Raw genomic sequence first — 22,440 nt, 5'->3', positions numbered from 1 at the left:
GCCGTCTTTTTATCAGTCTAAGTTTAGCAGGGATTCCAAAGGCTTGCGGCCTCGAAAAAGATCTGCCGGTGAAACCCCGCACAGAGCGAGGCGGCCAAGGCACGGACTTATCCACACCTATTGCGTCGCACGGGATATATAAGGGCCTGTGATCTGTCAAGGCAAAAGGATGAAAAGCTTGAATATTCACCCTTGCCATCCCATCCTTCTCTCGCTATGAGAACGCCCGCGCCGAGAAACGCGCCGACCAGCATAACCGGAGAGGTGGCAGAGTGGTCGAATGCACCGCACTCGAAATGCGGCATGCCTGCAAGGGCATCGTGGGTTCAAATCCCACCCTCTCCGCCATTTTCCACGAAAAACGTCTTTAATTCAGCAGCTTAGGCGACGGCGTAGCGTACGCCCCACGTATTGCCCCACAAATTTTATTCGGCTGCTTAATTGGGCGCGCGAAGGCCTAAGCAGTCCCACTTCTTCGCTTTCTTCATCCTACCAGAGAATGGGGGGCGGGGTGTTGGAATTCATTGGTGTCGCTTTAGACTGATATTGTCGAGCAAGTCAAAGGACCGCTGCGCGATCAAGCCCGCGTTGCCGCTGATACAAACTCGAAAAAATAGACCTTCATCGTCGGTAAATAAGGTTGAGCCCGAGCCGACTTCCTGTGTCGCTCGCCAACCCCAATCCAAATATCGAGGTCACAATATGATGGATTACGCCATGGCCGAAGGCCAACGCATGTTTATCGATGAAGCGCTTTCTGGTCGAAAACGCCGGCACTCTGAGGTGAGCATACCGGAATGTGGTGACGGCAGCCCCTGCTTTGACGGGCGATGCCCGATGTGCGGTTCCGACTTAGATGCGCTGGTCTCTCAGTTTTTCGCAACTGAGGCTGCAAGCCGATATCGTTGGTGCCGAGAGGCCTTTGTCATCAACGAGCAGTGCCAGGAAATCGGCGATGGCTCGGCTTTTGACTTCGACTTGGCGCGTAGGCTGTTGTCAGACATGATCGAAAAGGTTGGTTCGGCAGCGAACGGGAATGTTATATTTCTTGCTTCGTACGGCCTGCTTATGAAGGATGCCCAAAAATACGCTGCGATCGAGTATCTCTGCACCGCTCCCAGCAATCAACTCACGTCGGCAAGAGGGGCGGCTGCATTGCTGTTGGGGGCTACGACGGCGCCGCTGATGGAGGGGACGAACTTCGTGCCAGATGGCGAGTTCGGCGGCGGTTTCGTTTTCAACCTGCTGCCGGGATACAATGAACATGACGGCTTTCGAGGCCTGGAATACATCGACGACGAAGCGCTTCTTGGGGAGATGGCGCTGAATTACGGGGCGCATCAAATATCGACCCGGCTCGTGACCAACGGATTCAAGCTGAAACGCGGGCAAATTGTTATCGCTCCCGGCGAAGTGAGACCGCTGCTTATCACCTCGTTCGACGGTCTTTCGGAATAAGATTGGGTGATATGGAAAGGGGCATGTGACCAATCAGGTTGGATTGCATTGGCCGACATGCATTAACAGGCTTCCTTTCTATCTCGCTACGTACATTTTGCTTGATTTTCTGGCGACAGCTTTGCGCCTTTCATTCCGGTCGTTCGACTACGTTGCCTACTTTTCCAGAAGCGAACATTTGCTGCTGACCCAACCAAATCACGAAATCGAGGGCGGGTAGCAGACTGGCGGCTTTTTTTAGAGAGATTGCGAAAGTACCAGTCACTGTGATGCTAAACGTCGCAATGCGGTTGTGAGGGTTCAAGATCCGCTGGGATGAGAGGCTCATAGTCTGCAACGACACGCTAGAACGAGGTCGCCTTCGCATACATCCTCTCGGCACGAACTGCTACCGGCGCGTGATGGGGTGGCGGCCCTTGGCGCAATGCGGGCAGGCGTCGCGGCGCGGAGTCGTGACATTATCGGCCCTGAGGTTCTTGAACTGGAACAGCCCCTTCGCGGCTCGACGACCCGCTTCATGCGGCCACATGATTACAGTGAACAGCCGAGCCGCGGTCATCACCGCTGCAGCCATAGAAACGAAGGAGACTGAAAATTCTGGCGATACGGCGCTAGTGAAGCTTCGCACGTCCGACTCGCCAAGCTGCCCACAACGCGGCTTCGCTGTTGCCAGATATGCCAGAGCGGCGTCGAGATCATCGACCTCTCCTGCAAGGCGGCGGCGGCGCTCCTCAACACCCAGGCTGCGCAGATTAGCTTCGAGCACAATCGCTCGCGCCCGGTCATCCTCAGGTTCATTCCAGCAACCAAGGCACTCTGCGTTCTCGACCACGCCATAAGAGGTCGCCTGCGCACGTAGACTGTCCGTGCTGCCACCGATGACGATGGTTGGGGATAGCCCTTGGATATCCTGCCGCGAGCGGTTGATGTCGACGGCTGAGACCACGAGGCCGTAGCGGTCCGCTCGTTCCGCTTCCACCAAGTCGGCCCGCAGACCTACCTTCGCGCCGATCAGATAGTCGCCAAGGCGGCCCTTAAATTCGAAGCCGTTTAGATTAGTGAGGCCACGGTACTTGCTCACCACCTCAACCTTAGGCTCAAGGATGTCCTCGATACCTGCAAGGAAGCAGCGGTTGAGATTGGTACCCTCCTTGTCGTGATGATCATGGTCGATCGTTACGACATAGGCATCGGCGAGCTCGCTCGCCCCAAGAATCTGCATCACGCCTTGCCCCACGGCGCCCGCTCCTACGAGGTATACGGCTGGCAGGGACGTTCCGCGGACTGGCGGGCCATCGGCCAGATCATCCCATGCGCCGACTTCGCCGGTCCAGAGGGAGTATGCGTCGTTGGCGGCGTAGCGACCTTTCGTGAGGCCCTTGCTCATCTTGAAGACTTCGCCGGCCAGCATAGTAGCAGCGAAATAGGGGCCCAGGCAGCCAGGTTCATCCTCGCTGAGCGCAAAATCCGGCGGCCTAATGCCGATCCAGCTCTTCCATCCGGCGCCACAGGCGTAAAGATGAGCACCTTCAACCGGGTCAGAGCTGATGTCGATGGTGATGTCGGACTCACCGGTTGCGGCCAGTACGGGGATCCGTCCGCCATTTGCCCACGCAGCCAGATTTTCCATCGCCGCGAACGCTTTGCCGAGCGGCGCTGCATGCGGAAGTGGAACGGTGATGTCGCCACTGACCTGGAGCTTGATCGTCTTAACAGAGCCATGCAATCGAGCCAGCAAGTTGACCAGACAGACCAGCAGGTGCTGGCGGGCTAGCTCGTTGCCCAATTGCCCGGCCGTGATCTTGACAACCTTCGGCAGGGCAGCGTTGCCTAGCCCGGACACGGCGCGGCGATGCCGATCACCCAAATCGATGTCGCTCATCGGAAATCTCTCACATCCAGGTCGGAGGCTTGGTGCAGCGGGAGTCGGCCGTCGACTTCCGCAGGGGTCAGCATGTGCCAGTAATCGATTTGCCACTCGTGGACGCCCAGCCCCCTTGGCCACAGCGCGGCCTGTACGCCATACAGCGGAAAAACGATGGAGAGCACTTTGCGGCTCGATATCATCTTGTCGTCATAGCGCGAATGCTCGGTGTTGAGGCCGGGATGGCTATGAATCTGGGCAAGCGGACGCCAGTTGGTGTCGAGGTTATGTACCATCTGGCTCATTGCCTCGGGCTCGACGTGATAGTTGCCGCGAAACGACTGCTGCACTGGTGCCCGCACCGAACGAACCACGGATACATCGTCGCGATCCCCATACCAGAACACACACGCTTCCCGGCGCCCGGCGCGCTGCAGCAACTGGTGCGTTGCCAGCACGGCTTGCGGTGGCACGAGAAGGCGCGTGTTGGTCGGTGCGTAGGGGCGCGGTGCTGGCGGGCGCCGCAGGAAGTCCTCATCCTCCATGGCGCGGAAACCTCCCTGAGTAGTGGGTCACGAATGCACGCTCGACCGCGCTGAGCGTTGTCAGGAACGTGTCGCTGCTGCGCCATAGGATGCTGTCCTCGCCGCCATGGACGACGTCGTAGTACTGGAAGACCGCCGAGCAGCAAATTAGCTGGATCGTGCGCCCATCATTGCCTTGATATGCCGAGTGTACGTGTAGCTCGGGCGAGGTGATTATCGGAAGGTGATGCTGATCTGCGCCGATCTGGTAGTCGAACGTTACGGGGTTCACGAACTTGGCGCTCGGCGGCCAGTCCTTGCCGGTGAGAAAGTCGAGTCGTAGCAGGTAGTCCTCGCCGACGCCCTGATGGATGCCATGCATGGGAACCAGCAAGGTACGATCGGAAGGCTGTTGCCAGCCCAGTTCGGCCAAGGTCTTGCCCCTAAGTGACAGCACGCGGGGCAGGTGCTCGTTCAGCACCTGCTTGCCGGCCGCTAGGTCGATGTTGGGCCGCGAGCTGTGATTGGCCATCTCAGGCACCACCGGTGCGTGCGGCGATCTCGAACTTGCGCTTACACAGCTCGCGGCGCTGCGCCTCGACGAGGGACAGCTCGAGGTGCTCCATCAGGCTCACGGGCTGCTTGTTCACCTCGGCCTGGAAGACATCGCGCGGATCGCGGGCCACTTCCAGCTCGATATAAGCCCGGTCCCAGATGTGCTGCAGCGTCGCGGTCTCGGCGACCTTGAACGTTGCAGTCTCCAGTTCCCCCAGGTGCTTGACATGGACGTTTTGCTCTCTCGGACGGTCATCCTTGCCAGAACGGAATTTCTCAACGGCCGATTCGTCGAGGTCAATAAGGTCGTCCTCGGCAAGCAGGTGGTCAGACTCGTCGGTCTTTTCGAAAAAAATGACCTTGTTAGGGTCAACGCCGGAAAGTTTGCGCAGCGTTGCGGCTGTGATGAAGCGGCTGGGCCAGTCGAGAGGGTTCCCGTCCATGGCCAGGCGATACGAGCGATCGCTCCGAGCCACGATGAACCGGCAACCCTCGGCGAGTGAGACCGACTCGACAGCGCGAACATCCTCGAGCTCATCGTTGGCACGCAGCTGCAGGACATAGACGAAATCATCGGCGGAGAAACCAGCAGCGCGCGCGATTTGCGCGCCTGAAGGCGTCTGGTCGTCAAGAGGAATCACACGGAACTCAAGATCTGTGCCGGCGACTTCAATTTGATTGCTACTGGGCATGGCACTTTCCTTCGCTTGTTCGGCCTCACGCTAAAAATGAAACGCTATGCTAAATTTGTCAAGCAAATACTAAGCGCCGCTTGACAAATCAAGCAATCAAGGCCAAATTACCTAAGTGAATCAAGCCTCTGGAGGTCACAATGAATGAGAAAGGTAACGACGCTGACACAGCAACCACACTCGGCGAGCACCTCGCCTCTCTCCGCCGTGCCGCGCAGCTGACACTTAGGCAGGTCGAAGATGCTACGGAGAAGGAAGTATCGAACGCCTATTTGAGCCAGCTGGAAAACAATAAGATAACGAAGCCGTCGCCGAACATCCTGTATGCATTGGCGAGTGTCTACAAATCGTCCTATGAAAGTCTCATGGAAAAAGCCGGTTATCTAACGACCGGGCAGGCTAGGCCTGCGACTTTCGCAATATCGGATCTCACTTCCGAAGAAGAACAGGCCTTAATTGCGTATCTAGACTTCTACCGAAAACAGAACAAGAAATGACCAAACCAGACGATTCGTCCCTTCAAGATCACGAACTGGCCAACGTAATCCGGCAGGCCCAGCGTCTTCTGAAAGACGCAGGCGCCATCGGCAGATTTCCAACGCCCATTGACGATCTGATGGCGGCCGCCAAGGTCACAGTGATCGAAGACGAAATACTCGACGAGTCGATGCTGCGACGGCTGGCAGACAAAGCCCGCGCCGGGCTCGCATTTGGCGTGAACGTGATCAAATCAGCGTTCAGCAAGGTCCTTGGCCTGTTCGAAGCCAACGAACGCCTGGTAATCCTGGACAAGGAAGTGCCCGCCCCACGGCGGGCCTTCGTCAAACTGCACGAGGCAGGTCATGGCAGCATGCCTCACCAGACAAGCATGTATGCACTGATGCACGACTGCAATCAGACCTTGGATGACGACACGAAGGATCTTTTTGAGCGCGAGGCCAACGTATTCGCCTCCGAGGTGATGTTTCAGGGCGATGTATTCCGTGACCATGCCCTATCGAGCGCATTCAGCGTGAAACACGCGATGTCGCTGGCCACGCAGTTTGGCGGCTCCAACTACGCGACGTTTCGGCGTTACGTGAACGTCAATCCGCGCGCATGCTGCCTGGTGGTCGTCGAACCCGAAGCTTTGATCGGCTCTGGCGGTCGTCACGAAGTTCGGCGGATTATCGCGTCGAAGTCCTTTGCCGAGAAATATGACTGCAGCTCCCTGATCGCCTCCGTCGGGCATGGGCATCCACTCAAGCCGCTATTGCCTTACGGCAAGCAGCGTATGGTGGCCGAGCGCAGCTTTTCACTTACCGACCGAAATGGCACCGCGCAAACGTTCTCGGGCGAGACGTTCAAGGCTAAGCAGATATTGATGCTTTTTCGCGAGAAGTGAGTTGCTCTAAAGGATCCTCCTAGTCGCGGCCGGTGAGCCCGTTGTCAAGGCACGCGAGCAGGTCGATCGGACTGTCGGAGCGGAGCATCGGCGACAAGGTACTATCAAGGCGCCAAACCTGGAGGGGTACTCCACGGGCCGGGCTGGAGAGTCGTTTAGATCGACCCCGACATCGGATCGGCCTATCATAGGGTATGGAACTTTTATCGGATCGACGTAGCCAGTTGGCGGTAAAGTGGCTGTATCACCAAGAACGGCCAGTCTGCTTCCGGCCTCCCACCGGAAATGATTTCCGCTTCGCGCCGTTTCGGTCATTCCATCTCATCTGCCGCCTTCCTGAAAATTGACATCAATGCAGCTCTGATCGAATGGCGGCGGCGGGGGACTATCCGGGAGCTCGCCTTCAGAGCGGGTGAGGACGAGATACTGTTTCGCGGCCTCAAGCTTTCGTCCACAATGCGTTGAGTCCAAGCACTGATGTGGCCGTGTGCTTTTAAGTGTTCTGCCAAAGGCACTCGATTTGTTATTGCAAGAGTCCTTTGATACTTGGGAAATTGAAAAATTCCAGTGGCGAACCTCTGATGTGTATACCATTATGCGGCATCATTGGGGGTTCCGTGGACAAGCCAAATAAACTCAAGCTGAGTGAAATCGATATCTGCGATTTGTTCATCACGCCGGCTATTAAGCAGGCGGGCTGGGATCAGTTCAAGCAGATCAGGCGCGAGGTGACGTTGACCCCCGGCCCGGTTATCGTTCGCGGCAACCTCTCCTCCCGCAACAAAAAGAAACGGAAGTTTGCCGACTACCTGCTTTCCTGGCAGCCTGGCATGCCACTCGCTGTTGTCGAGGCGAAGGATAACACGCATTCGGTCAGCGCCGGGCTTCAACAAGCCTTGGGATATGCCGAAATCCTGGACCTTCCGAGCGCGTACAGCTCAAATGGAGACGCTTTTGCCTCGCACAATCGTGCGCCAGCTGCCGGCGAAGATATCGAATTCGAATTCGTGCTTGACGCCTTTCCATGCCCCGAACTTCTATTTGACCGCTACCGCCGGTTCCATGGCATTCTGCCTTCAGAGATTACTCTGGTCGAGCAGCCGTATTATCTCGACGGTTCAGGAAAGGAGCCGAGGTATTATCAGGTCGAGGCGGTGAACCGCACGATTGAGGCCATAGCCAAGGGGCAGCGCCGGGTTCTGCTAGTTATGGCGACTGGCACTGGCAAAACTTACACAACGTTCCAGATCATCTGGCGCCTGTGGAAGGCAGGTGCCGCCAAGCGCATCCTGTTCCTGGCCGACCGTAACATCCTGGTGGATCAGACGCTTGTGAACGACTTTAAGCCGTTCGGCGAAGCAATGGCCAAAGTCCGCAACCGCAAGCTCGACCCGGCTTACGAAATCCAGCTCGGCCTCTATCAGGCGCTCACCGGCCCTGAGGAGGAGGACAAGATTTTCAAGACCGTTTCCCGCGATTTCTTCGACCTTATCGTCATCGACGAATGCCACCGTGGCAGCGCGGCTGAGGACAGCGCCTGGCGCGAAATTCTCGATTACTTCGATGGCGCCATTAAGATCGGGATGACCGCCACGCCAAAAGAGACAGAATACGTCTCCAACATCATTTACTTCGGGGAGCCGGTTTACACTTACAGCCTGAAGCAGGGTATCGAAGACGGCTTCCTCGCCCCGTACAAGGTGATCCGCATCGACATCGACAAGGACCTCCTTGGCTGGAGGCCACCCGAGGGAATGGTCGATGACCTGGGCAATCCAATTGAGCAACGTGAGTACAACCGCGCCGACATGGACCGCACGCTTATCCTCAATCAGCGGACAAAACTAGTCGCGGAGAGGGTAATGAAGTTTTTGCGCGCTACCGACCCGATGTCAAAGACAATCATCTTTTGCGAGGACATCGATCACGCCGAGCGCATGCGCAAAGCCATAGTCAACGCCGCCGGCAAGCTTGTGCGGGATAATCCTAAGTACGTCATGCGTATCACTGGCGACAGCGTTGAAGGCAAGGCTCAGCTCGACAACTTCATCGATCCCGAGCAACCTTACCCTGTCATCGCCACTACCTCCCAGCTCCTTACTACCGGCATCGATGCCAAAACCTGCAAGCTGATCGTACTCGATCGCACGATCACCTCGATGACCATGTTCAAGCAGATCATCGGTCGCGGCACCCGAATCGACGAGGACAACAACAAATACTTTTTCACGATCATGGACTTCAAGAAGGCGACCGAGCTGTTCCGCGACGACGATTTCGACGGGCCGCCGATCGTCGTATATGATCCGGATGACAACGGAGGTGACCCTGTCCCGCCAGATCCCCCCGATGATCCGGGCGATGATGATGACGATGACGATGCACGCGGCACCACCAAGATTGTGGTATCGGGAGTTCCAGCACGCATCATTGCTGAACGGATCGAATATGTCGGTGCGGATGGCAAGCTGATCACCGAGAGCTACCGCGAGTTTGCCCGGAAGGCGATCACCACTGAGTTCCGCTCGCTCGACGAGTTCGTCTCCCGCTGGAATGCGGCAGATCGCAAGCACGCCATTATCGATGTGCTGGAGGAACACGGCATAATCCTCGCCAACCTCCACGATGAGGTCGGCCGCGAGGTCGAGGATTTCGATCTCCTCGCTCACATCGCCTACGACATGCCGCCGCTGACCCGACGCGAGCGGGCCGACAACGTTAAGAAACGCAACTACTTCACCAGGTATGGCGACCAGGCCCGCGCAGTGCTTGAGGCCCTCCTCGACAAATATGCCGACGAGGGTATTGCCACCATAGAAGATACCAAAGTCTTGCGCCTGAAGCCGTTTGATGGCATCGGCACCCCCATTGAGATCATCAAGGGTGCATTCGGCGGAAAGGCCGCGTATGAGGCCGCCCTCCGCGATCTTGAAGCCCAGATTTACGGCCAGGTATTCAATTAATGAGCAGCGTTTCGAGTGCCATCAAATCCATTCAGGATATCATGCGCAAGGATGTCGGCGTCGATGGCGACGCCCAGCGCATCAGCCAGATGACGTGGATGATCTTCCTCAAGATCTACGACGACCGTGAGGAAGAGCTGGAGCTGACCGAGGACGATTTCCGCTCCCCAATCCCCAAGAAGTACCGCTGGCGCAATTGGGCTAGGGACCGCGAGGGTATCACTGGCGACGAGCTAGTGAAATTCGTCGATGACATGTTTTTCGCCCTAAAGAACACGTTGCCCACCACTGACCAGGTCGGTCGCCGCGCCCAGGTTGTACGGGATCTGTTCGAAGACACTTACAACTATATGAAGTCCGGCACGCTGATGCGGCAGGTCATAAACAAGATCAACGAGATCGACTTCAACAACACCAGCGACCGCCACACCTTCGGCGCCATCTATGAGCAGATTCTCAAGGACCTTCAGAGTGCTGGCAATGCAGGTGAGTTCTATACCCCTCGCGCTGTCACGCGCTTTATCATCGATCGGCTTGCACCAAAGTTAAACGAATCCGTACTTGACCCGGCCTGCGGCACCGGCGGCTTTCTCACCTGCGCTATCGACCACAAGCGCCAGTTCGTGAAATCGCCCGAGGATGAGGCGAAGCTGGCAGCTTCTATCCGTGGCGTCGAGAAGAAGGCACTCCCGCACATGTTGTGCGTCACCAACATGATCCTGCACGGCATCGATACGCCCAGCGGAATTCGCCACGGCAACACGTTGGAAAAGCCCTATCGCGATTATGGTGAGAAGGACCGCGTCCCGGTCATCGCTACCAACCCGCCTTTCGGCGGCATGGAGCAGGACGGCATCGAGCAGAACTTCCCCACAGAGTTCCGCACCCGCGAGACAGCAGACTTGTTCATGGCGCTGATCATCAAGCTGCTGAAGAGTCAGGGCCGCGCCGGCGTGGTCCTGCCCGATGGCTTCCTGTTCGGCGAAGGGGTGAAGACCAGCCTCAAGAAGCGGCTGATCGAGGAGTGCAACCTCCATACCATTGTCCGCCTGCCCAATGGTGTGTTCGCGCCTTATACCGGCATCAAGACCAACATCCTATTCTTCACCAAAGGCACGCCGACCAAGAACGTCTGGTTCTATGAGCACCCCTATCCGCCTGGGGTGACGAGCTACAACAAGACCAAGCCAATGCAGTATGAGGAGTTCGCTGCGGAGCGCGCCTGGTGGGGCGACGAAGCCGGCGGTTTTCGTGGTCGATACGAAACTGAGCAGGCTTGGAAGATCACCGCCAAAGACGTGGCTGAACGCGGTTACAACCTCGATCTCAAGAATCCGCACACGCCTGAGGCCGAGACTCATGATCCCGATGAGTTGCTGACACGCCATGCCGATCAGCAGGCCGGCATCCAGTCGATCCGTAACCAGTTGAAGTCCATCCTCACCGAGGCGCTGGGGGACAAGGCGTGAGGACCGATATCGCGGCGTTGATCAGCGACAATCTCGACATCTGGACTACCGCCGTCGAGCGTAAGTCGGGTGTTGGGCGCGGCGGGAGGAAGTTGGGCTTTCACGGAATCGAGCGGCTGAGGGCCTTAATTCTCGATCTAGCAGTAAGAGGCAAGTTAGTGCCTCAGGATGCGGAAGATGAGCCGGCTCACAACGCCTTGAGAAAGATAGCCAAAGCTCGCCAACAAAAACTCGCTGCAGGCATAGCGCGAAAGCCGAAGGCTTTGGCGCCATTACCGGCTGACCTCACGCGGCTTCCGTCAGGCTGGGCTTGGACCCAACTAGGTACGATTGCCGAAATCGGTCCTGGCAATTCAGCAGCCGATGATATTGAAGCCTCCTTCGTACCGATGGCCATGATTTCTACCAGTATTTCTGGCGAGCACGGAATCGAAATACGGAAATGGGGAGAGATCAAAAAGGGATTTACGCAGTTCGCTGAAGGCGACATCGGATTGGCAAAGATCACGCCGTGTTTTGAAAACGGCAAGGCTGCGATCTTCCAGAACCTGCGGAACGGGATCGGGGCGGGCACGACGGAGTTGCACGTGGCCCGACCGTGGTCTGAAGACGTTAATCGACGCTACTTGCTGCTAACAATGAAAACCGGGTCCTATCTCGCAAAAGGCGAGAAGCAGATGACGGGGACTGCCGGTCAAAAGCGCGTTACCCGAGCCTACTTCGAGGCATCACCTTTGCCTCTTCCACCTCTGGCCGAACAACAGCGCATCGTAGCAAAGGTTGATGAGCTCATGGCCCTGTGTGATGCCCTGGAGGAGCAAAGCGCGTCGGCGTTGGCCGTGCATCAGACGCTGGTCGAAACCCTCCTCGCCACATTGGTGAATAGCGCTGACGCCACCGACCTCGCTACCAACTGGGCACGACTGAAAATCCACTTCGACATCCTCTTCTCCACCGAAGCCGCCATCGATGCCTTGAAGCAAACGGTGTTGGAACTAGCAGTGCGGGGGCGGCTCGTGCCACAGAATGAGAACGACCCCTCAGTATTGCTACCAAACTTCAGAGAAGTGTCGAAATCGAGCGAGTGGGACAAAAAAGTGTTTCTTTACGGGAGCAAAATTTTTGCGTTGCCAAAAAACTGGACATTCGCGCCGCTGTCTCAATTATGTTCGCACATTGTTGATTGCCCACATACAACACCAAAGTGGACCGATGATGGCGAACTATGCGTCAGGACGAATCAAATCAAGCCACGTCATTTGGATCTCTCGGAGCCCAATTTCGTCAGCGCCAAAACTTACGTCGAACGGGTTGAACGCCTTGAGCCGGCTCCGGGAGACATTCTCTATATCAGAGAAGGTGGGATTCTCGGCGTGGGATGCAGAATTCCTGGAGGGGTAAGACTCTGCCTCGGACAACGGTCTATGCTAATTCGCTGTAATCCTACTGTCGCACCTGAGTACGTGGAAATCGCTTTGAACTCGCCGTTCGTCGTTAGTATTGCAAAACATTTCACGACAGGTGGCGCGGCGCCAAGAGTGAACATGTCGACCGTACGCGGTTATCCGATTCCCACTCCACCTCTCGCCGAACAACAGCGCATCGTAGCCAAGGTAGATGAACTCATGGCGCTATGCGACAAGCTGAAAGCCCGCCTCTTCGACGCTGCAGCCACTCAAAAGCAGCTTGCCGCCGCCATTGTCGAAAGGGCTGCTGCCTGATGCATCTTCGCTCCGCCTGGATCAACGACTACAAGAACCTCAAAGACTTCACGATTGAATTCGATGGCCAAGGCTTCATCGACATTTTCGTCGGCAAGAACGGCTCGGGAAAATCCAACTTTCTTGAAGCACTGATTGAGATTTTCGATCACCTCTTCGACTTCGATGCCGATGCTCCAGGACCGGGTTTCGACTACATTCTTGCTTTGGAGATCGATGGCAGGGCGACCCAAATTCAATGGAGAGCGGGCGTGTTGTCAGTGGACGGCCGTGCGCGCCGTACACGGGGGCAAATGCCGCTGCCCGAGAACGTGATCGTCTACTATTCAGGCCAAAACCGCAATGTCGCCGGACTCGTCGAGCGCTACGAGACCCGGTTTCGCCGGCGCGTTCGTGGATCCAATCTGGCTAGCAGCCCGGCATTTATCGGTATCGGCCCCGAATACAAGAAGCTTCTGATCCTACTTCTATTGCTGCTGCCGGAAGACCGCAGGGCCAGGCTCTTCCTGTGCGAGAAGCTCGGCATCTTGGGAACAAGGGGAAGCGTCACCCTGCATCTTGGCCGCCCTGGATTCGCTGAGCGAAAGGATTTCGACCATCTCGACCCCAGGGATCTCTTTTGGGGTTTACAGGGTGTTACCCAAAGTTTTTTGGTCGATCTGGTAAGCTGCATCAAGGGTGGTGCAACGCCGGGCGCGCTTCACAACCGCGAAGCAGACCAATATATCTTGCCGATCGATGTTGCCCTGTTTCGGCGTGTTTTCGAGGAGCGAAGCTGGCACGAACTCTTCAGCCTGTTTAACAATCTCAAGATTCTGGGTATGCTGAGTGAAATCCGGATGGATATGACATTACAAGGCCTTGAGCTTTCGGACCTTGGCCTCTTCAGCGACGGCCAATTCCAGTCCGTCTATCTCTTTGCCATCGCCGAGGTGTTCAAGGACCGCAATTGCATCACGTTGCTTGATGAGCCCGACGCATTTCTCCACCCGGAATGGCAGTTCGATTTTTTGAAGCAAACGGAAGCGATTTCGGATGCCGCGGCGCGATCCAATCACATCCTGATGAGCAGCCATAGCGCGGCTACATTGATCCCAAGCATCCAGGCCAAAGTGAAATTTTTCGATCTCAAGGCTGGCATTACAAAATGCTATTCAATGCCCAAAAGGGTTGCGATCCAAAAGCTTAGCTCCAACCTGATCAAATACACCGAAGAAGAGCAGTTGCTGAGCATTATAAATGCCATCCAGATCGAGCGGAAGCCGGTTTTCTTCACAGAAGGCAGCATTGATCCGATCATCATCAAGGAGGCTTGGCACAGGCTCTACGAGACAGAGCTACCATTTATTCCCTTTTTCGCTTTTAGCTGTTCGTACCTCAAGCAGCTTCTGCAGGATGATCGGATCATCCATGAAATGGGCGGTAGACCTATGTTTGGCCTGTTCGACTTCGACAAGGCCTACGATCACTGGAATGGCATGAACGGGGAAATTATTCAGCCGGACTGGGATGCCGGAAGGTGCAAGAAGTTGGCAGGTAAGCAGTCCTATGCGTTTATGCTTCCCGTGCCTGAGAACGCCACGATCCGACGTCAAGTCTTGGCGCCTTCCGGGGATTCTTTCGGTGGCTCCGCGCTGTGTGAGATCGAGCACCTCTTCTACGGTGACCCGAGGACGGCAGAGTTCTTCGAAACTGAGCCAGTTCCAGGTGGCGGCGAAAGGATAATCCTAAAGTCCGATGCCCAAAAGGAGCGGTTTGCAAAGGACGTGCTACCAACCTTGGGCAACGAGTATTTTGAGGCTTTCCGAGGTATGTTTGATCTCGTACAGTCGCTGATTCAACCCATGAACCAGGCGGCTTAACATGAAGCTGATTGCCGCTAACAAGTGCAGCGGGTTCGCTCCGGATGCGGCGATCCCCGGGGGGCCTCGTACTTGGGTGTTGATCTCGAGGTTTAGAAAGATCTTGTAACGGCATAGTTAGGTGATCCAATATGGAAGTGTCGGCCATTGGCCGACTGGAACCTCGTCTAAAGGGCCTTCCGCGCTTGGCCGATAGGCGTTGTCGTGTGCATTATTTGGATCTACCGACGTGCGTCGAAATACCAAGAGGCTCTCAGCACTATGTACCCCGTATTCCTTTCGGTTAGTTCAAACGACGAGAAATTCGCCCATTCCATATGGGAAGATCTGCCGCGTGACTGGGCATACCTTTACTCCGCGTCAGGCGAAGAGGGCGCAGAACTTTGGGACGAGATATCCAGACGTGAGCTCCCATCTTCCAACTATCTCATCGTCTTCTGGTCTAAGGATTATGTAAGAGCCAAAGGCTGCGTGCGGGAGCTGCGCCAGGCGGCGGAACTTGTCGCCAGTGGAACGCTTTCGCCCTTGATCCTGCGATTGGACGATTTTCCGATAATCTGGAGCGACGAGCTGCCCGGCGAGCTGAAGCAGGTGTTTTCGGATCTCGCCCCTCTTCTGGAGGTCCGGACATCCAGACCGAACATCCCCGTCGATGACGCGAGCCATCTAGTGCAGAGGTTCATCGAGCCCGCGATGAACGTAGCCCATCCGATGTTCCCCCGCGACGACATACTCGAGCCGATGCGGTCCGCTGTACAAAAGGAGCGGTTCAAGTGCTTTCCGGCCATGTGGATCTCCGGCTTCCCAGGGGCTGGGCGCACCACGTTGGTGGAGCAGCTGAACAGGTCGATGACGCCGAACGGACGCCTCATCTCGATCGACATTAATGCCGCCTCTCTTCCCCGGCAGATCTGCCTCAAGCTTGAGAGCGGGGGATTGGGTGCGGATTTCGAGCGGCTGCAGCAGGTGCAGGAGGCGGAGGAGGCAGCAATGCCTTCAGGCGTGGCCGCAAGGATCGACAGGATATTCCAGGCCGGGAACTACGTCGTGTTTAGGCATGAGATGATCCTCCAGAACAATGTTGACCTGCCCGAATGGTTCGACGACGTAGTCGGTGCTCTCGATCCGGCGCAGCGGCCCAAGCTCTTCATCGTGTCGCAGATGCCGCTGTCCATCGAGCGCAGAAAGGCCTGTTTCGACAAGCTGGCGGAACAGCGTGTGCCCGGCTTCTCCAATCACGAGGTAACGTCCTTCACCGAGTCCCTCCTGGCGCACTTCGACCCCCAGCCGGATCGGTGGAGCGCAAAGGCGGTCGACGATTTGATAGAGGCTGCCCAAGGCAATCTCGGCCTGTTGGTGACGCTTGCCAAAGCGGCCAGCTCCGTGATTGATCTTGGGGAGGTCGACGAACTAGTCGCCCATGCGAAGAATAGGGCGCTGCAGTCCATAGCTTACTATGTGGACTGGGCGTTCGGGACTTTGCACGACCACATTCACTGTCAGCGGCTTCTGCTGTTCCTTAATGACGTAAGTCCTTGCGATCCCCGGGATCTGGGGAGCCTCTTCGAGGATGCCAGCGAATCGATCCTGAATATTCTATCAAAGTGCATTAAGCTTGGTTTCGTGGAGCGTGACAGCGGCGGGCTCTATAGGCTGACGCCGTTCCTGTCAGGTCGGCTGGGCCGCCATCTGGTCCGCGCGGACCTCGTTGATTGGCGGCGTACGGTCATCGAGAACTTTGCGAAGTCGCCAATAGATCTCGATACGGAGAATGGGTTCATCCGGATCGAAGCCCGCATCCAGGCTTCGCTTTGGACGGGCAAGGATGATTTGCCGAACCTGATAGAGAAGTTCGTATCTGCATCCCACTGGTTCCAAGCGGGCGTCCGCCTCTATCACGCGCGACAGCACGCCGCGGCGCACCGTCTGTTGAAGAAGGTGTTCGCGGCAAGGGAATCCTTCTCACAGGCGTCGCGCACCGAGCTTCTCCGTTACTTCGGACTAGCAGCGATCAGGACCGGACACAGCGAGGACGTCGAAAGGTGCATCTTGCTCCTAAACGGCGACTACAAGAGCAAGGAAATAGCTTCGTATCTTGAGGCATTCAACCTTGAAGTTCAGCAGCGCTTCTTGGAGGCGAAGGAGAAGTATGAGGAGGCTCTGAGGCTGAATCAGGGAATGGGAAACCGGCTGGAGCGCATCTACCGCCCGCTCATAAAGTGCATTCTTCTCACGAAATTTCCCGACTTCGGACTGGCCGAGGATTACGCGCTGGACTGGGCCAAGGTGAGGCAGACTGTATTCGCCAAGCACGCCCTTTGCCGCATCTATCTCCTCTGGATGCACGAAGGGCCGACGTTGCGAAATCCGACCCCGGCCGACCTGAAAAAGCGATACGACGACGCGCTCAACGACCTCCAGGCGCATCCTGGAGGAACGGGCGCATATCACGAGGTGCTCGCGGAGGATGCCGAACTCAGGGAAGCACCAGACGTTGCCGTGGCTGAACTTGAAAAGGCGATCGCCATAGATGATCGCGTCGAACTCCAGCTGCGGCGGTGGCAGATAATGGCGCGTGACAAGCGAATGTCGTCGACCGCGCTCTCCGAACTCGAGGAGATGAAGGCTGACGTGAGGAAGGCGGGGTTACGGGACGCTCACCTGAAAGGGTTGGTCGAGATCTTTGTCACCGCCATGTTTAATGACATCTACAGCGCGCAGCGCCTGAATAGGTTCGCCGCCCCCTTGGAGTCACGCGAGATCGGCGCGATATTGAACCGACTGAGGCGCAGGTCGGCGGATGCATGACGAACCAGGCGGGGACGTCACAGCCTGCTTAGCGGGAAATACGGCGCTTGTCCGTGGACGGTCAGCTAGACTCCGCGAACGCATGATCAACGACGGCTTCCAGGAAGCAGTGCAAGCCGCTGGACGACCGGTATGGAGGCGCAAGCGATCACAAGCTAGCTGCGTTGAGGACCCTATAAACCTGCATTCGCGAACAACCAATTTCCTTTGCGATCGCCGTTGCGCCGACGCCCGATGCTGACAGCTCTCGAATTTTTTGATGGTCAATTCGAACCTTCCCACCGGTGTACCGCCCGGCTGACTTGGCCCGCTCGATACCTTCACGCTGGCGCTCCTTTATGAAGCGCCGTTCCATTTGAGCGACCATGCCCAGCACAGTCAAAATGACGTGGCCCATTTCACCTCGTGTCGATACATGCGGATCCAGGATCGTTACGTAGGCACCGCGCCGCTCGCAGTCGTGCACGATGTTCAGTACATCGCGTGTGTCGCGACCGAGACGATCCAGACGCGTCACGACGAGTTCGTCGCCCTCGCGAAGAAATTCGATAATTGTTGCAAGCTCCGTTCGGCCGTCGCGGCTCGCGCCGGACATCTTTTCAGCACGTATGATTAGACACCCCTCAGCCTTCAGGCGCTGCTGCTGAATTTCAAAATCCTGATCAACTGTGCTGACCCGGGCATAACCGATTTTCGTCATGTATCACCTCAAGGTTTAAACCCGAGGCTAGCCTGTCACAAATAGTCGGCGTCAAGATCGAAGTTACGTAGGATCGCGTAACAAGCCGATCGCACCTTCTGGTTATACCCCGATGTCGCAGGCTTGGCAGCAGTGCGGCGACAAAACCGCCTTAAAGGATTTATCCCTACCGCTCCTGCATCGCTTCCGACGCCACCTCCGCAAGCGGCGAGAACAGATACTCCAGTATCCGCCGCTTGCCAGTCTTGATCTCGACTGTCGCTGCCATGCCCGGAGACAGCGGCTGCAGCACGCCGTCGACATTGATCACCTCTGTGTCCGGTCGGACGGTGACGGGGAAGACCAAGTTCTGAACCCGCTCGACGTTACCGATCGGAATGAGGCTCTGAAGCTGCTTGGCCGGTTCGCCCTCCATCTGCTGCGCATCCGGCTCCGGAACAGCGTCGGTTGCGACCGCGGTCACATGACCGTGGACCACACCGTAACGCGTGAATGGGAAGGCCTGCACTTTGATCACCGCTTCCTGTCCGGCCGCGACGAAGCCGATATCGCTGTTCGGCAGGAAGGCTTCGATTTCGAGGGCGGTATCGGCCGGTACGATTCGCATCAGTTCAGAACCGGGGTTGACGACCTGGCCGATGGTGGTGATCGCCGAGGCGGTAACAACGCCATCGATCGGGCTTGCGATCGTCATCGACTGGCGGCGCTTGTTTGCCTTGATGAGTTGCTTATCCAGCTCGTCCGCCTGCTTTGAGGCATCGCCCAGCTTCTCGGCATTGTCGGCGATGAAGGCGCGCAAGGCCTTTTCCCCTTCGCTTGTCGCAACAGCGAGCGCGGCTTTTGCCTCGGCGAGTTGACCGACCTCTGTCGCAAGATCGGTTTCCTCCTTCTGCTGCGTCTCCAGTGCATCGATGACACCGGATTTTGAGCCGGCTGCCTGATCCACCAAGGTCGAGCGCATCGCAACTCGCTCAGCCAGCGTGCTGATCAATCGCTTGTGGGCATCGATCGTCGCGCTCAGCCGCTCGATGGTCGCCTGCTGCTGGGTGCGCTGGGCGGCGAGATTATCGAGATTGGCATCGAGTTGCGCCAGATCAGCCGCGAAGATCGTCTGTTCACGCGTGCGAATATTGTCGGGTGTGTCGGCGGGAAGCGACAACGGGATCGCAGGTATGGTGCGGTCGCTGGTCCAGATGTCTCCTGCAAGCCAGCTTCTCACCAGTACCAGGGCGATGTCGCGCCGGGCGATTTCTGCGCGTAACGCATGCAGGTTGACGGTCAATGCTTCTTCATCGGATTTGAGCTCGGTATCGTCGAGCTCGACGACGACGTCCCCGGCTTTCACCTTCGAGCCGTTGACCACTGGGATGGACCTGACCTTGCCGACTTCCAGCGACTGGATGACTTTGACGCGGCCAGTCGGCTGCAGCTTGCCCTGCGCCGTCGAGACGATGTCGAACGTGCCGAGATAGCTCCAGATGAGCGTGCTGCAGACAACGACAGCGATGAACCAGATGAAGGCGGTGCGGATCGGAGAGGCCGGCGTCTCCAGAATCTCGAGCGCCGCCGGCAGAAACTCGTTTTCGATCCTCGTGCGGCGTGGCCGTCTTGGCCGTTTCGGGGGCTTGATGACCTGGTTCATGCCTGGTTCAGTCCCGTCTGCAATTGCCAGAGATGGGCGTAGAGGCCGTTGGGCTTATTCAACAGGCTATCGTGATTGCCTTCCTCGACGATGCGGCCATCCTTCATGCCGATGATGCGGTCGCAGTGTCGAACAGTCGCCAGGCGGTGGGCGATGATGATCACCGTCCTGCCTTTGACGATCTCGCGCATATTGGCGAGAACGATCCGCTCGCTTTCGTAATCGAGCGCGCTGGTTGCTTCATCGAGGATGAGGATCGGCGGATTGGTCGCCAGGGCGCGGGCAATCGCCAGCCGCTGCCGCTGGCCTCCGGAGAGATTGGCGCCGCGCTCCTCGATCAAGGTGTCATAGCCCTTCGGCAGCTTGGCGATGAACTCGTCGGCGCCCGACAGCCGTGCCATCTGCATCGCCGCTGCTCGCGACATCGATGGATTCACCAGACAGATGTTGTCGTGGATCGTCCGGTTGAACAGCATGTTCTCCTGCAGGACGACGCCGATGTTCGAGCGTAGCCACGCCGGATCGACCTGGGCGATGTCCTGGCCGTCGACGAAGACCTGACCGCGATTGGGGATATAGAAGCGCTGCACCAGCTTGGTGAGCGTCGACTTGCCCGATCCGGATGGGCCGACGATGCCGATCACTTCGCCGGGCCGCACCGAGAACGAGATGTCGCGCAGTACTTCCGGTCCATCGGGAGTATAGCGGAAGTTGACACCCTTGAAGGCAATGGCGCCTCTTGGCTTCGGCAGGCTGACGGAGACTTCCGGCCGCGGCTCCGGCGGCGCGTTGAGGATATCGGCAAGTCGAGCCACCGACACCTGCACCTGCTGGAAATCCTGCCAGAGCTGCGACAGACGCAGGATCGGCTGCGAAACCTGTCCGGCGATCATGTTGAATGCCACCAATCCGCCGACCGTCAGCTCGCCATTGATGACCGCCTGGGCGCCGAACAACAACAACACCGCCGAGGTGATCTTGTTGACGTATTGAATGGCGTTCTGGCCCTTGGCGGCCAACATCGTTGTCCCGAACGACGACTGCACATACCCAGCCAGCCGCTCCTCCCATTGCGCCGAGACCACCGGTTCGACGGCGGCTGCCTTCAAGGTCTGCACACCGACGACCGTCTCGACAAGAAGCTGCTGACTGTAAGCGCCGCGCTCGAACTTCTCGTCGATCTTCTCCTTCAGGAACGGACGCACCAGGAAACCGATCGCCAGGTAGAAGGGGATCGAGGCAATGACGATCCAGGCAAGCTTGGACGAGTAGGAAAACAGGACGAAGATGAAGACGACGGTGAAGATCAGGTCCAGACCGGAGAACAGCCCCTGCCCGGTCAGGAAGTTGCGGATCGTTTCGAGCTCACGGACCCGCGCGATCGTCTGGCCGGTCGCCCGCGTCTCGAAATAGGAGAGCGGTAGATTTAAGAGATGTCGGAACAGCCGGCGGCCGAGTTCGACGTCGATGCGGTTGGTCGTATGCGACAGCGCATAGGTGCGAAGATACTGCAGGATGACATCGAACAGTCCGACCGCCGCCAGTCCGATGACCAGCACGATCAGAGTCGAGTAACTGCGATGGGCCAAAACTTTGTCGACCACGACCTGAAAGAATAGTGGCGTCACCAACGCGAAAATCTGAACGATCAGTGAGGCCAGCAGCACGTGTCCGAAGGCGTGACGATACCGCCAGATAGACGGCAGGAACCAGCGGAACCCAAAATTCCCCCTCGAAGATCCAGGCCCAGCCAGACGCCGCTGCAGCAGGATGAAATGTCCCGCTGTCTCGGCCAACACCTCGTGCGATCCGAGATTGCGGCTGGAAAAATCGACGGGATCGATGATCCGGTAGGTTCCATCGGGCGTGACACCGCCAAAGACACCAAAGCGGCCATCCGTCAGGCAGACGATGGCAGGCGTTGGGAGTGTCCCAAGGCGGGCATCGGTGTGGATCTCGACGTGCTTTGCCTTCAGCCCGACCAGTTTAGCAGCGCGTAGGAGATCGCTTCGCCCGGACGTGCTCGACAGAGCCAGATCGCGTGCGAGGACATTGGGATTGGAGGCGATGCGATAATACCCGGCGATTGCCGCAATCGCCGCCAGGCCGCTGTCTGGGCGTTGCGCCGCATCTACCGGCGTTACCGGCACCTGCTCAGGCTCAGCGAGGGTGGTGTCGTCCATAAGGGTCAGGCCCGCGCGTTGCCGTAAGACATAGGACATTCGCTATTGTCTGAAGTCAAAATGCGACTCACCCCTTGCCCTGTCATTGATCACCGACCGTGGGCAAAGCTGCGTGTGGATCATAGCTGAACGTAAATTTGTATTTTTGGCCGGGTTCCGTATCGATACCGATCACTGTCTGGAGAGGTTTTCCAGTGCTTTCAGCGACCCAAAGCCTGACGTCTCGTACATCATGAGCCGGCGTGAGGCGCTTGTATATGTAGACGATTGCCGAAACATCGCCCAACTGTTCGATGCCGACACGACTACACTCAGAAACAGTAGACTTGCCGTCAATAATCAACGGAACGAGCTGGCGAGCGCTGATCTTCCAAGGGCCGTTGTCCCTGCGTGAATATTCTTTGTCGTTAGAAACGAGATAGTCTATGGAATGCGACTTTTCGCCATCTGTGGCGGAGATGCCCTTTTGCTGAAACTGAGTAGCAGAATTTAGCTTTCCAATCGCGCCTATGATTGGCTGACATTCGTCTGCGCGCGCAATTCCGCACGTCAACATGATTACAACGCCCGTTGTGGCACGTACTATCATATTCATTGTCGAAAGCTTCCCTCTGT

16 protein-coding genes and 1 tRNA gene are annotated in these 22,440 nt (G+C 57.2%); 9 read left to right on the top strand and 8 right to left on the bottom strand.

Annotated elements, in window-relative coordinates:
* Positions 1–258 precede the first annotated feature (258 nt).
* Positions 259–348 (top strand) — tRNA-Ser (locus N2601_RS17055).
* Positions 349–702: 354 nt separating this feature from the next.
* Positions 703–1,458, top strand: a complete 756-nt coding sequence (locus tag N2601_RS17050) for a hypothetical protein (RefSeq protein ID WP_260303239.1) — start codon at positions 703–705, stop codon at positions 1,456–1,458.
* A 388-nt stretch (positions 1,459–1,846) separates the two neighbouring features.
* Here the strand turns inward: N2601_RS17050 and N2601_RS17045 are convergent, their stop codons facing one another.
* Genes N2601_RS17045 through N2601_RS17030 form a run of 4 tightly spaced genes read right to left on the bottom strand, consistent with a single transcriptional unit; the run spans position 1,847 to position 5,093 of the window.
* The gene (locus N2601_RS17045) at positions 1,847–3,340 is read right to left on the bottom strand and encodes a ThiF family adenylyltransferase (RefSeq protein WP_260303238.1); all 1,494 of its coding nucleotides are present in this window, start codon (positions 3,338–3,340) and stop codon (positions 1,847–1,849) included.
* Positions 3,337–3,867 carry a Mov34/MPN/PAD-1 family protein gene (locus N2601_RS17040; protein ID WP_260303237.1) on the bottom strand — a complete coding sequence of 177 codons (531 nt, stop codon included), beginning with the start codon at positions 3,865–3,867 and terminating at the stop codon, positions 3,337–3,339. The genes N2601_RS17045 and N2601_RS17040 overlap by 4 nt, the downstream gene beginning before the upstream one ends.
* Complete coding sequence (locus tag N2601_RS17035) at positions 3,857–4,378, bottom strand: hypothetical protein (protein ID WP_260303236.1); 522 nt, start codon at positions 4,376–4,378, stop codon at positions 3,857–3,859. Before N2601_RS17035 ends, N2601_RS17040 begins: the two co-directional genes overlap by 11 nt.
* Before the next feature lies 1 nt (position 4,379).
* Complete coding sequence (locus tag N2601_RS17030; RefSeq protein ID WP_260303235.1) at positions 4,380–5,093, bottom strand: multiubiquitin domain-containing protein; 714 nt, start codon at positions 5,091–5,093, stop codon at positions 4,380–4,382.
* A 140-nt stretch (positions 5,094–5,233) separates the two neighbouring features.
* Here N2601_RS17030 and N2601_RS17025 point away from each other — a divergent pair, with 140 nt between their 5' ends.
* The 7 genes from N2601_RS17025 to N2601_RS16995 all read left to right on the top strand — a co-directional run bounded on the left by N2601_RS17025 (position 5,234) and on the right by N2601_RS16995 (position 17,300).
* Complete coding sequence (locus N2601_RS17025; RefSeq protein WP_260303234.1) at positions 5,234–5,590, top strand: helix-turn-helix domain-containing protein; 357 nt, start codon at positions 5,234–5,236, stop codon at positions 5,588–5,590.
* Entirely contained in the window at positions 5,587–6,477 is an 891-nt protein-coding gene (locus N2601_RS17020) for an ImmA/IrrE family metallo-endopeptidase (RefSeq protein WP_260303233.1), read from the top strand. Before N2601_RS17025 ends, N2601_RS17020 begins: the two co-directional genes overlap by 4 nt.
* A gap of 581 nt (positions 6,478–7,058) precedes the next feature.
* The gene (hsdR, locus tag N2601_RS17015) at positions 7,059–9,440 is read left to right on the top strand and encodes an EcoAI/FtnUII family type I restriction enzme subunit R (protein ID WP_445945009.1); all 2,382 of its coding nucleotides are present in this window, start codon (positions 7,059–7,061) and stop codon (positions 9,438–9,440) included.
* Between the two features lie 41 nt (positions 9,441–9,481).
* Positions 9,482–10,909 carry an HsdM family class I SAM-dependent methyltransferase gene (locus tag N2601_RS17010; RefSeq protein WP_260303231.1) on the top strand — a complete coding sequence of 476 codons (1,428 nt, stop codon included), beginning with the start codon at positions 9,482–9,484 and terminating at the stop codon, positions 10,907–10,909.
* Positions 10,906–12,630: a restriction endonuclease subunit S gene (locus tag N2601_RS17005; RefSeq protein WP_260303230.1), complete on the top strand. Its 1,725-nt coding sequence runs from the start codon at positions 10,906–10,908 to the stop codon at positions 12,628–12,630. Before N2601_RS17010 ends, N2601_RS17005 begins: the two co-directional genes overlap by 4 nt.
* Positions 12,630–14,492: an AAA family ATPase gene (locus N2601_RS17000; protein WP_260303229.1), complete on the top strand. Its 1,863-nt coding sequence runs from the start codon at positions 12,630–12,632 to the stop codon at positions 14,490–14,492. The genes N2601_RS17005 and N2601_RS17000 overlap by 1 nt, the downstream gene beginning before the upstream one ends.
* Positions 14,493–14,753: 261 nt before the next feature.
* Positions 14,754–17,300: a toll/interleukin-1 receptor domain-containing protein gene (locus N2601_RS16995; protein WP_260303228.1), complete on the top strand. Its 2,547-nt coding sequence runs from the start codon at positions 14,754–14,756 to the stop codon at positions 17,298–17,300.
* A 148-nt stretch (positions 17,301–17,448) separates the two neighbouring features.
* Here the strand turns inward: N2601_RS16995 and N2601_RS16990 are convergent, their stop codons facing one another.
* The 4 genes from N2601_RS16990 to N2601_RS16975 form a co-directional block, all read right to left on the bottom strand.
* Entirely contained in the window at positions 17,449–18,000 is a 552-nt protein-coding gene (locus N2601_RS16990; protein ID WP_260303227.1) for a recombinase family protein, read from the bottom strand.
* A 166-nt stretch (positions 18,001–18,166) separates the two neighbouring features.
* Positions 18,167–19,642, bottom strand: coding sequence for an HlyD family type I secretion periplasmic adaptor subunit (locus tag N2601_RS16985; RefSeq protein WP_260303226.1), 1,476 nt, complete (start codon positions 19,640–19,642; stop codon positions 18,167–18,169).
* Complete coding sequence (locus N2601_RS16980) at positions 19,639–21,864, bottom strand: type I secretion system permease/ATPase (RefSeq protein WP_445944968.1); 2,226 nt, start codon at positions 21,862–21,864, stop codon at positions 19,639–19,641. Before N2601_RS16980 ends, N2601_RS16985 begins: the two co-directional genes overlap by 4 nt.
* Before the next feature lie 43 nt (positions 21,865–21,907).
* A complete protein-coding gene (locus N2601_RS16975) occupies positions 21,908–22,420 on the bottom strand; it encodes a hypothetical protein (protein WP_260303225.1) in 513 nt (170 codons plus the stop codon).
* Between the last annotated feature and the right edge of the window lie 20 nt (positions 22,421–22,440).

Source organism: Rhizobium sp. CB3060, assembly GCF_025200735.1.
In the GTDB taxonomy this organism is placed as follows: domain Bacteria; phylum Pseudomonadota; class Alphaproteobacteria; order Rhizobiales; family Rhizobiaceae; genus Rhizobium.
This window is presented reverse-complemented; position numbering and strand designations above follow the sequence as displayed.

Coding starts and splice junctions, on each gene's coding strand:
- N2601_RS17050 (WP_260303239.1), top strand. CDS start 703: ATGATGGATTACGCCATGGCCGAAGGCCAACGCATGTTTATCGATGAA.
- N2601_RS17045 (WP_260303238.1), bottom strand. CDS start 3,340: ATGAGCGACATCGATTTGGGTGATCGGCATCGCCGCGCCGTGTCCGGG.
- N2601_RS17040 (WP_260303237.1), bottom strand. CDS start 3,867: ATGGAGGATGAGGACTTCCTGCGGCGCCCGCCAGCACCGCGCCCCTAC.
- N2601_RS17035 (WP_260303236.1), bottom strand. CDS start 4,378: ATGGCCAATCACAGCTCGCGGCCCAACATCGACCTAGCGGCCGGCAAG.
- N2601_RS17030 (WP_260303235.1), bottom strand. CDS start 5,093: ATGCCCAGTAGCAATCAAATTGAAGTCGCCGGCACAGATCTTGAGTTC.
- N2601_RS17025 (WP_260303234.1), top strand. CDS start 5,234: ATGAATGAGAAAGGTAACGACGCTGACACAGCAACCACACTCGGCGAG.
- N2601_RS17020 (WP_260303233.1), top strand. CDS start 5,587: ATGACCAAACCAGACGATTCGTCCCTTCAAGATCACGAACTGGCCAAC.
- hsdR (WP_445945009.1), top strand. CDS start 7,059: ATGTGTATACCATTATGCGGCATCATTGGGGGTTCCGTGGACAAGCCA.
- N2601_RS17010 (WP_260303231.1), top strand. CDS start 9,482: ATGCGCAAGGATGTCGGCGTCGATGGCGACGCCCAGCGCATCAGCCAG.
- N2601_RS17000 (WP_260303229.1), top strand. CDS start 12,630: ATGCATCTTCGCTCCGCCTGGATCAACGACTACAAGAACCTCAAAGAC.
- N2601_RS16995 (WP_260303228.1), top strand. CDS start 14,754: ATGTACCCCGTATTCCTTTCGGTTAGTTCAAACGACGAGAAATTCGCC.
- N2601_RS16990 (WP_260303227.1), bottom strand. CDS start 18,000: ATGACGAAAATCGGTTATGCCCGGGTCAGCACAGTTGATCAGGATTTT.
- N2601_RS16985 (WP_260303226.1), bottom strand. CDS start 19,642: ATGAACCAGGTCATCAAGCCCCCGAAACGGCCAAGACGGCCACGCCGC.
- N2601_RS16980 (WP_445944968.1), bottom strand. CDS start 21,864: ATGTCCTATGTCTTACGGCAACGCGCGGGCCTGACCCTTATGGACGAC.
- N2601_RS16975 (WP_260303225.1), bottom strand. CDS start 22,420: ATGAATATGATAGTACGTGCCACAACGGGCGTTGTAATCATGTTGACG.